Source organism: Anaeromyxobacter sp. SG17, assembly GCF_022690695.1.
GTDB lineage: Bacteria > Myxococcota > Myxococcia > Myxococcales > Anaeromyxobacteraceae > Anaeromyxobacter > Anaeromyxobacter soli.
In genome coordinates this window covers 10,478-18,621 of record NZ_JALCYX010000078.1, presented here as the reverse complement: position 1 = coordinate 18,621, position 8,144 = coordinate 10,478, and the positions used below count along the sequence as shown (strand labels likewise).

Here is an 8,144-nt window from a genome sequence, read left to right as displayed (position 1 = left end):
AGCGCCCCGGCGCGGAGGGCCTCGCGAGCCCCGCCCGGCGCCGTCGCCGCGACCCGCAGGAGCAGCTCCACCCGCGCGAGCGCGACCGGGCTCGCCGGGCGCCCCTCGGAGGCGAGCACCTCGGCCGCCCGCCCGCGCAGCGCGCGCGCCGCCGTCCGGAGCTCCTGCTCGGCCTCGCGCAGCGCAGCCGCCCCCTGCCCGGCGAGCGCGCGGCGCTGCCCGGCGCGGAGCCGATCGCCCGCCTCGAGCAGCGCCTCGATCTCGTGCCCCCGCTCTCGGGCGACGCGGTTCAGGACCCAGGCCAGCCCGACCGGACGGCGGACCTTGCGGAGGGCGGCCGCCCCCGCGGCGTCCCCGCGCTCGGCGAGGGCGCGCGCGAGCGCGTCCCGCTCGGCGGTGAACCGCGACGGCGACGTCGCGAGGAGCCTGCCCACCTCCTCGCCGCCGGGGAGACCGCCCTCGCCTGCGCGGCGGCGGGCCATGGGCTAGCGGCCGCGCAGGACGGCGACCGAGCCGGGCACGCCGGGCATGAGGGTCACCGACTCGACGAGCGAGATCTGGTGGAAGATTCCCTCCCGTCCGTCGTAGGCCGCGGCGAGCTCCTGGCCGACGATGATGCGCGGACCGGACGCTGTCCGCATCACGACCACCGCGCCGTCCTCGAGCACGGGCGCCTTCACGATGCCCCCCGCGAACGCGGGCTGGAGCTGCTGGTACGGCGTGAGGGCGGTGCCCGGGTAGGGGCGCAGGAGCTGGTAGAAGCGGCCCGGCGAGACCGCCACCGCGTAGGGTCCGTGCCGGCCCGCCGCGTCGAGCCGGGCGAGGGCACCGAGCAGGTCGTCCGCGGTCCGGGAGGGATCGCTCCAGTCGCCCGCCGGCAGCTCGACCGCGCCCTCGTGGCCGAGGAGCCCGCGCACGCCTGCGCGCGGCAGCCCCTCGAAGACGATCCGATCCTCGGCGCGCGCGATCTGCCGCGCCGCCTCGGACGCCTCGGAGAGGACGAGCGGCTCGCCGCAGGCGACGTCCGCCTCGATCGCGCGCGCGCCCAGCGCGAAGGTGCGGTGGATGACCGGGAGCGGGCGCACCTTCGGCACGTGGACGTGGGCGCCCTCCGGCTCCTCACCGAGGGGCAGGTCCTCCGCGACGCCGGCGCGCGCGCCGAACCCGATCGGCCCCACCACCTCGAGGAGCCGCCGGCCGGCCCGCACCTCGTCCGCGGCACCCCGCGCCACGGCGTCGATGCGATCCCAGACCTCCTGCTCGAACGGGGCGCTCTCTCGATCCTGCCAGCTGGTCATCGCTTCCCCTTCTCGCGCGGCGCCTCGCCGCCCGCCTCGGCGGAGGTCTTCGCCGCGTCCTCCTCGGTCACGATCGGTCCGGCGTGGCCGGTGTGCTCCTTCAGCATCCGGGCGAACGCGAGGTCGTGGCGGCGGATCCACTCGAGGATCATCGAGGCGTGCTCCTTCTCCTCGTCGCGGTTGTGCGCGAGGATCTCGCGGAGCTCCGGGTCCTCGATCGCGTCGACCCGCTGCTGGTACCAGTCGATCGCCTCGAGCTCCTCCTGGAGCGAGACGAGCGCCCGGTGAAGGTCCTTCGTGCGAGCGGACAGGAGCTCCTCCCGCTCGTGCCATCCCTGCGATGCGCCGGCCATCCTGCACGAGTGCGCAGCCGGGGCGGCGGCGCCAAGCCCCGGGCCGTTCGGCACCGCGTCCGGGGGGCCATACGGACAGTGGACGATAGACGCCCCGCGCCGCCGCGAGAGGATCCGACCCGCGGCGGGAAGCGAGTTCCTTGGCGAGCGGTTCCATGGCATGAGTCCTCCCGTGGAGAGCCCTGCCGACTTCCTCGCCCGATGGCAGTACACCGGCCTGTTCGCGGTGATCTTCGTGGAGGAGGCCGGGGTCCCGCTGCCGCTGCCGGGAGATCTGTTCATCGCCGCGATGGGGTTCCTCGCGCACGGCGGGCGCGCCGCGTTCGCGCCCACCGCCGCGGTCGTCACGACGGCGACCGTCCTTGGCGCGGCCCTCCTCTACCTCGTGTCGCGCCACGCGGGCCGCCCGCTCCTGGTCCGCCTCGCGCGGCGCCTCGGCTACACCGAGGAGCGCGAGGCGCGGCTCGAGGCGTGGCTCACCCGGCGCGGAGCCCCGGCGGTCGTGCTCGGCCGCCTCGTTCCCGGGCTCCGCATCGTGATGACGGTGGTCGCCGGAGCGCTGCGGCTCAGGCAATCGACGTTCGCGCTCGGCACGCTCGTCGCGGGGCTCGTGTGGGCGACGCTCTACTTCTGGATCGGCTGGGCGCTCGGCGCGGGCTACGAGCGCGTCGGCGGCGGTGGCGCGCTGGCCAGCGCCTGGCCCGCCGCCGTGGCGATCGCGATCGCGGCCTCCCTCGCCCTCACCTGGCGCGTCCGCGCCCGGCGCGCCCCGCGCGCGGAGCCTTGAGGGAGCACGCCGCGCGCGCTCGCGCCGGGCGGCCTCGCGCTCCGCGCCGGCGCGGCCGTCCCCGTCGGTGCGTGGCCTCGCCGCAGGTGTGCGGGCTCCCTACGTTTCCGGCGTGGAAGCCACGATCATCCGTCGGATCCTGCTCGTCGAGGACGACTCGGGCATGCGTGAAGCCATCCGGGCGCTGCTCGAGCGAGCGGGCTTCTCGGTGGCCGTGGCGCGAGACGGCGCCGAGGCCTGGGAGATGCTCTCCCGCGGACCCAGGCCCGTCGCGATCCTGGCCGACCTCTACACGCCCCGCATGACCGGGCACGACCTCGTCGCCCGCATTCGCCGCACCCCGCGCTTCGCGCGCGTGCCGATCATCGCCATGAGCGGCGAGCGCGCCACGAAGACGCGACCCGCGGCGGAGGCGTTCCTCGAGAAGCCCTTCTCGCGCGAGCAGCTCGAGTGGGCGCTGCAGCGCGTCGGCGCGGCAGAGACTGCCTAAACGACAGTGCGTGATTCGCGCTCACCTTCGGTGACGCGAATCACGCTGTCGTTTAGGGATGTTCGAACGGGGGCTGCGCCCCCGCCCCGCCGAGCGAAGCTCGTCGGGGCCCCACCCCTGCTCGCCGGGTCCCGTGCGCCGCCGCGAGCGGCTTCGCCGGCCGGGGGCCCGCGGCCCGGCCGGCGCGCGGGGCCCCGGCCCCCCGCCCCCGCCCCGGCGGGCTCGCTTCGCTCGCCCGTTCGCGAGCTCTCACCGGCATCTCACCCGGCGGCCGAGCGCTCACCGCGCCGCCCGCAGATCGACGCCGGTCTCGTCCGACCCTGCGCCCCGGCCGGCGTCCGCGCCGGGGCGCTCCGCGCTCCGCTCGCGCCAGCGCAAGACGGCGGGGAGCGCGACGAGCGCGGCCGCGAGGCAGGCGAGCTCCCCCAGCACCGCGAGCAGGCCGAACGAGAACAGCGCCTGGTTGCGCGCGACGAGGAGCGAGGCGTAGCCGATGATCGTGGTGAGCGAGCAGAGCGCCACCGCCCCGCCGGTCGTCCGCAGGATGTCGGAGATCGAGCGCGCGTTGTCGACGCGCCGCCGCTGGAAGATGTTCGTGGCGTAGTCGACGCCGATGCCGAAGGTGATCGGGAGCGCGATGAAGTTCAGCATGTTGAGGCGCAGGTGGAGCACGCCGGCGAGCCCGCCGAACCACAGCACGCCCACGGCGAGCGAGGCGAGCACCCAGCCGGCGTCGGCGAGGGAGCGCACCGAACGCTTGCCGAGGCCGAACGCCACGAGCACGAGCAGCACGACGCCCGCGAGCGAGAGGACCGTCGCGCGCGGGCCGTCCGCCTGGATGGCGTAGAGCACGTCCGCGAAGACGAGCAGCGAGCTCGCCACCGGCGCGTCGGCGGGCAGGCCGAGGCCGCGCAGCTCCTGGGTGAAGCGGAGCACGTCGCGCCCGTTCCAGACGTCGATCTTTCCGGACGGGTAGACGAGCACGGGCGTACCCACGCGCCCGTCCAGCTCGGTGAGCTGGCGCCGCAGCACGTCGGGCAGGTCCATCACGCCGAAGGGCCGGAGGTCCGCGGGCGGGAGCACCGCCTCGACCGCCATCCGCCTGTCCGGCGGGAGGAACGACAGGTTCTCGCGCGTCGCGAGCGCGCGGATCTCGCGCACGACCGGGAGCTTCTCCTCCTGGTCAGGGGGGACGAAGGCCTCGATCGAGATCACCGAGCCGATGGTGGTCGCCGGGGTCGCGCGGCGGTGGTCCTCGATGCGGCGCGCGAGCTCGCGCGCCTGGGCCTCGTCCCTCGCGAGGAGGGCGGTGGGGGTGAGGTGCTCGCCGAACAGGTCGTCGACGCGCGCGTCCCACCAGCCCGGGCCGCCCCGCTCCATCGCCGAGGCGTCGCGCAGGTTGCGGAAGTCGTACTCGAGCGCGTCCTTCGCGAAGTGCGCGATGGCGAGGACCGAGACCGCCGAGAGCACGACCGCCACGAGCGCGGTGACGCGCGGCGCGCGCTCGACGAGGTGCGAGAGCGCGAGCGTGAAGATCGGGCGTGACGGCCGCTGGCCCTCGCGCGTGATGGGCGAGCGCCGCTCCCAGGCGAGGACGAGCGGCGGCGTCATGACGTAGGAGAACAGCCAGGAGAGCGCCATCCCCACGCCGCCGATGAGCCCGAACTGGTTGAAGCCGCGGAAGTCGGTGGAGAGCAGCGAGGCGTAGGAGACGCCGGCCGCGAGCGCGGCCGTGAGCGTCGCGAGCCAGGTCGCCCCCACCGCGGTCTGCATGGCCGGGATCGGCCCGGCCCCGTGCCGCCGCTCCTCGAGGTAGCGCGCGAAGAGGATGAGGCCCACGTTGATGCCGTTCCCGACCACGATGGAGCCGAGGAACGCGGTGTTCGAGTTGAGGTGCCCCACCGCGAGCTCGGCGACGCCGAACGTCGCGAGCACGCCGGCGAGGAGCGGGATCCCGACCGCCGGCACGGCCTTCCAGGTGCGGTTGTAGATCGCCACCGCCGCCGCGACGGCGAGGATGACGAGCAGCGTCGCCCACACGAGGTCCTCGGCGAGCGCGTCGTGCTCCATCACGGTCGAGGTCACGTACCCGCCGTAGTTCACCTCGAGCGCGGGCGCGTACTTCTTCGGATCGAGCTCCTTCACCGTCCTGCGGACGAGCTCGTTCAGCGCCGCGACCTTGCCGTAGTCTCCGGGAGTCGAGCCGAGCCGGACGATCATGGCGAGGATCGTCATCTTCTCGCCGGGCCTTCCGGGGACCGGCACTTGACCCATCGTGTACCCTTCGCGGAAGCGGCCGAGCAGCTCCTTGCGGTCGCCGCCGAGCTTCGCGATGAGCCCCTCCACGTCCGGCGCCGCGCCCTCCGCCTTGCCCTCCCGGCTCGCCTGCTCCCAGGCGACGCGCCCCGCGAGCACGTCGCGCAGCTGCTCGAGCTCCGCCTTCGGCGGGAAGAGCAGCAGGCGCGGCCGGTAGAAGTCGGCGATCTCGTCCACCCGGTACTCCACCCAGCGGACGAGCTCCTTCGGCGCGGCGTCGAGCTTCTCGGCGAGATCGTCGGCGAAGAGCTGGAGCGTCACCGCGTCGGCGCCCGAGAGGATCACCGTCTGCTCGGCGAACCCGCCCACGCGCGCGGTGACGTTCTCCAGATCGACCGCGCTCTTGCTCGTGGCGGGGAGCAGCTCCGACAGGTCCGGGCGCAGGTCGCTGTAGAGCCGCACCGCGCCGACGCCCCCCGCCAGCGCCAGCACGGCGCAGACGGTGAGGAGGAGGGTGCGGTGGCGGTCTGCGAAGCAGACCCAGCGCTCGAACGGTCGCATGGTCGGGTACGTATCCTTCTCCCGGGCGTCCGGTGGGCACACGCGCCAGGGGCAGGTGTTCTACCGCATTTCACCCCGGTTTGATTCCAGCAGACCCCCGCTGTTCCCGGGGTCGCCCGGTCACCCGGAGAGGATGCGCGCGGCCTCTTTCGCGTCGAGCCGCGCCAGCCGGGCGCCCCCCTCCTCGCCGAGCACGACGTACGAGAGCGCGTCCGGGGTGAGCCCGCCGGCGTTCGCGTAGGCGTCGCCGGGCCGGAGGTGGGGGACGTGCACGTGGCCGAACACGCCGAGCGCGCACCCCTCGCGCGCGACGAGCGCGAGGCAGCGGCGCCGGAACATCGCGAGCATCCGCTCCTCGGCCACCACCCGCGCGAGGGCCTCCACGGTGCGCGCGGCGCCGCGGACGAGCGTCAGCCGCCCGAAGCGGCGGGAGATGCCGTCGCCGAGCCGCCCGATGGGCGAGCGGCTGATCGGGTCCGCGGCGTGGCCGTGCGCGACGAGCACGCGCCCGATCGCCGGCGCGTCGAGCACGAGCTGCTCGGGACCGGCGGCGGGGTCGTGGTTCCCCGCCGTGCGCTCGAGCCTCCCCTCGGCCGACAGCGCGGCGATCGCGCGGACCACCTCGGGGTGCGCCGCCTCGGCCCTCCCCTCGCCGGAGAAGAGGACGTCGAAGACGTCGCCGTTGAGGACGACCCGGACGCCCGCCTCCCGCGCCCGGGCGAGGAACGCGCGCGCGAGCCCTCGCGACGCGACCGGGGTCTGCGGCGCGAGGTGCCAGTCGCTCGCGATCCAGATCGTCACCGCCCGCTCGCTCCTCGCCGCGCGAGGAGCGCGTCGTAGAGCGCCTGCGTTCGCTCGCGCGCGAGCGCGTGGAGGGGCTCGACGAGCGCACGCTCCCGCCCGCGCCCCGGCGCGTGAGGCACCGGGATCGGCTCACCGAGCGCGGCCTGGAGCCGGGCGGGCAGCGGCAGCGGCGACCAGAACGAGAGCCGCTTCACGCGGAAGCCGGGGTACGCCTCCGCGCCGCCCACCACCGCGAGCGGCACGATCGGCACGCCGGCCTCGAGGGCGAGTCGGACGAAGCCGTGGCGGCCGTCCCAGCGGAGCCGGTAGAAGTCGCGCGCCGGTCGCGCCTCGCGCATCCCGCCGGGCGTCACGAGCAGCTGCTCGCCGCGGCGGAGCACGGCGAGGCAGCTCTCCTCGCTCGGGTCGATGAGGCCGAAGTGGCGCTTCAGCACCGGCAGGCCCGGCAGCGCCTTCTCGATGCGCGACTCGGCCGCCACGATGCGGAGCGGCGTGCGCGGGCCGCCGCGCTCGTGCCAGCGCTTCCAGGCGATGTGGTAGCCGGCCAGCACGAGGTCGAGCACGAGGTAGCCCGCGCCGTGCAGGGCCACGTAGATGCACGGCCCCTCCGGCGGCGGCGGCCCCTCGAGCGTCATCCGGTGGTACCCGGAGAGCGCCCGCGCCCAGGGGAGGTAGGCGCCCCGGTAGTACCAGCGCTCCGCGTCGATGGGGGGCGGCGGCGCGGCGGGAGACGTCACGTGAGGCTCCAGGGGCTGCGGCGCGCGGCCGACGCGCGGCCGACGAGCGCCTCGGTCGCCGCGGCGACCGCGTCGGCGAAGGCGCCGACCAGGGTGGCCTCGGCGCTGGCGGGCGGGGCGAGCGGCGCGCCGAACCAGTAGTCGAGCGGCACCGGCAGCGGCAGGGGCGGGAGCCACGCGCTGTGCCCGCGGCCGAGGGGGAGGCGCAGCGGGTGCTGCTGGTCCGCGCCCGCCATGGCGACCGGCACGACGGGCACGCCCGCCCGCGCCGCGATGCGCGCGTAGCCGCGCCGCCCCTTCCAGTCGAGGGCGTCGGCCGGCCCGTACAGCTCGCGCGCCCCGCCGGGGAAGACGAGCACCGACTCGCCGCCCGCGAGCGCCGCGAGCGCGGCCTCCTCCGTCGCCTCGATGGTGCCGACGTGCCGGCGCACCCAGCCGAGCGCCGGCAGCCGATGCAGCGAGGTGCCGCGCTTCTCCATCGGCCGGAACGGCACGCGCCCCGTGTCCCAGAACGACACGAGGCCGAGCAGCATCGTCTCGAGGTAGAGCCAGGTGCGGGGGTGCTTCGCGACGTAGATCACCGGCCGGTCCGCGGGGACCGCCTCGAGCCCGTGCACGCGCGGGCGGTAGTAGAGGCGGAGCGCGCGCGCGAGCGGCACGAGCACCGCCGTCTGCCGCCAGGTCCGGGGAAAGCGAGATGTTCTGACGGGGGCTGCGCCCCCGCCCCGCCGAGCAGAGCTCGTCGGGGGCCCACCCCGGCTCGCCGGGTCCCGTGCGCCACCGCGCGCGGCTTCGCCGCTGTCGCGGTGGCGCCCCGGCGGGCTCGCTTCGCGCGTGGTCGGGTTGCGACTCATGCGC

General features: G+C 75.7%; 8 protein-coding genes and 1 pseudogene. 2 read left to right on the top strand and 7 right to left on the bottom strand.

Annotation, left to right across the window (positions count from 1 at the left end; genetic code table 11):
* From MNY60_RS20100 to MNY60_RS20090, 3 genes and pseudogenes are all read right to left on the bottom strand, one after another.
* A pseudogene (locus MNY60_RS20100) lies at positions 1-482 on the bottom strand (hypothetical protein); the annotation flags it as partial.
* Positions 483-485: 3 nt separating this feature from the next.
* Entirely contained in the window at positions 486-1,298 is an 813-nt protein-coding gene (locus MNY60_RS20095) for a family 1 encapsulin nanocompartment shell protein (RefSeq protein ID WP_242341341.1), read from the bottom strand.
* Positions 1,295-1,651, bottom strand: coding sequence for a ferritin (locus tag MNY60_RS20090; protein ID WP_242341340.1), 357 nt, complete (start codon positions 1,649-1,651; stop codon positions 1,295-1,297). Before MNY60_RS20090 ends, MNY60_RS20095 begins: the two co-directional genes overlap by 4 nt.
* A gap of 160 nt (positions 1,652-1,811) precedes the next feature.
* Between MNY60_RS20090 and MNY60_RS20085 the strand changes: the two genes are divergently transcribed.
* A complete protein-coding gene (locus tag MNY60_RS20085; RefSeq protein WP_242356426.1) occupies positions 1,812-2,438 on the top strand; it encodes a DedA family protein in 627 nt (208 codons plus the stop codon).
* Positions 2,439-2,550: 112 nt separating this feature from the next.
* Positions 2,551-2,928, top strand: a complete 378-nt coding sequence (locus MNY60_RS20080) for a response regulator (RefSeq protein WP_242341338.1) — start codon at positions 2,551-2,553, stop codon at positions 2,926-2,928.
* Positions 2,929-3,207: 279 nt separating this feature from the next.
* On the opposite strand, the gene MNY60_RS20075 is transcribed toward MNY60_RS20080, so the two are convergent.
* The 4 genes from MNY60_RS20075 to MNY60_RS20060 form a co-directional block, all read right to left on the bottom strand.
* Positions 3,208-5,745: an MMPL family transporter gene (locus MNY60_RS20075; RefSeq protein WP_242361597.1), complete on the bottom strand. Its 2,538-nt coding sequence runs from the start codon at positions 5,743-5,745 to the stop codon at positions 3,208-3,210.
* A gap of 120 nt (positions 5,746-5,865) precedes the next feature.
* Positions 5,866-6,546 (bottom strand): metallophosphoesterase, encoded by a 681-nt coding sequence (locus tag MNY60_RS20070; RefSeq protein WP_242361594.1) that lies wholly within the window; start codon positions 6,544-6,546, stop codon positions 5,866-5,868.
* On the bottom strand, positions 6,543-7,286 hold the full coding sequence (locus tag MNY60_RS20065) for a lysophospholipid acyltransferase family protein (RefSeq protein ID WP_242361591.1): 744 nt from the start codon (positions 7,284-7,286) through the stop codon (positions 6,543-6,545). The genes MNY60_RS20070 and MNY60_RS20065 overlap by 4 nt, the downstream gene beginning before the upstream one ends.
* Positions 7,283-7,945 carry a 1-acyl-sn-glycerol-3-phosphate acyltransferase gene (locus tag MNY60_RS20060; protein WP_242361588.1) on the bottom strand — a complete coding sequence of 221 codons (663 nt, stop codon included), beginning with the start codon at positions 7,943-7,945 and terminating at the stop codon, positions 7,283-7,285. Before MNY60_RS20060 ends, MNY60_RS20065 begins: the two co-directional genes overlap by 4 nt.
* Between the last annotated feature and the right edge of the window lie 199 nt (positions 7,946-8,144).

Coding starts and splice junctions, on each gene's coding strand:
- MNY60_RS20075 (WP_242361597.1), bottom strand. CDS start 5,745: ATGCGACCGTTCGAGCGCTGGGTCTGCTTCGCAGACCGCCACCGCACC.
- MNY60_RS20095 (WP_242341341.1), bottom strand. CDS start 1,298: ATGACCAGCTGGCAGGATCGAGAGAGCGCCCCGTTCGAGCAGGAGGTC.
- MNY60_RS20090 (WP_242341340.1), bottom strand. CDS start 1,651: ATGGCCGGCGCATCGCAGGGATGGCACGAGCGGGAGGAGCTCCTGTCC.
- MNY60_RS20085 (WP_242356426.1), top strand. CDS start 1,812: ATGAGTCCTCCCGTGGAGAGCCCTGCCGACTTCCTCGCCCGATGGCAG.